The organism is Vibrio sp. Vb0349, from assembly GCF_033338975.1.
This window is the reverse complement of record NZ_JAWOTS010000489.1, coordinates 1-1,007: the sequence shown is the minus strand read 5'-3', so window position 1 is coordinate 1,007 and position 1,007 is coordinate 1. Positions and strand designations below refer to the sequence as shown.

Genomic DNA, 1,007 nt, shown 5'->3' with positions numbered 1-1,007 from the left:
TTCACTCAGATCGTTGTGCCATTCATGGCATTGGCGTACATCATCACCGCTTTCGTTATCATTCTTCTAAACATCGGTGAAATCCCACGCATTATCGGCATGATCCTAGGAGACGCGTTCACTCCTATGGCTGGTGTTGGTGCTGCCATTGGTTGGGGTGTTAAACGTGGTGTTTACTCAAATGAAGCAGGCCAAGGTACCGGCCCTCACGCAGCAGCGGCAGCAAGCGTTGATCATCCTGCACAGCAAGGTCTGGTTCAATCATTCTCAATCTACATCGATACACTACTAGTATGTTCGGCAACTGCGTTTATGATTCTTATCACAGGTGCGTACAACGTACACGGTGCGGTTGAAGGTGCATTCCTTGTGCAAAACCTACCAGCCGATATTGGGGCCAATGGTCCAGTATTCACGCAAATGGCGATTGAAAGTGCTCTGCCTGGAGTTGGTAAACCGTTCATCGCTGTTGCACTGTTCTTCTTCGCATTCACCACGATCTTGGCTTACTACTACATCGCAGAAACAAACATTGCCTACATTCGCCGTACCTTTAAAGTGAACGGTCTGATGTTTATCTTAAAACTGGTACTTATCTCAGCCGTGTTTTACGGTACAGTAAAAACCGCAAACCTAGCATGGGCGATGGGTGATGTTGGCGTAGGTTTGATGGCTTGGCTGAACATCGTGGGTATCTTGATCATCTTCTTTATGTCGAAGCCTGCTCTGAAAGCGCTGACCGACTACGAAGAACAACAGAAGCAAGGTGTCACAGAGTTTACGTTCAACCCAGTTGCGCTAGGTATCAAAGGTGCAGATTACTGGGAAGAGAAATACAAACGTAAAACGGGTCAAGCACCAACGACTGAAACTACCGCAACAGACACGGTAGAACAGCCTTCGACCTAAGTTTCTTTCCTTAAAAATAAGAAAAAGCAGTGGTCCGTTCTTCGGACACAACAAAGGGGTTAACCAGTGGTTACCCCCTTTTTATATCAGTCAGATTT

At 46.7% G+C, this 1,007-nt stretch carries 1 protein-coding gene; it reads left to right on the top strand.

Annotated elements, in window-relative coordinates:
* Positions 1-909: alanine:cation symporter family protein (locus R7Q47_RS26805; protein ID WP_318090372.1), on the top strand; the 909-nt coding region annotated here is incomplete at its 5' end.
* Positions 910-1,007: the final 98 nt, after the last annotated feature.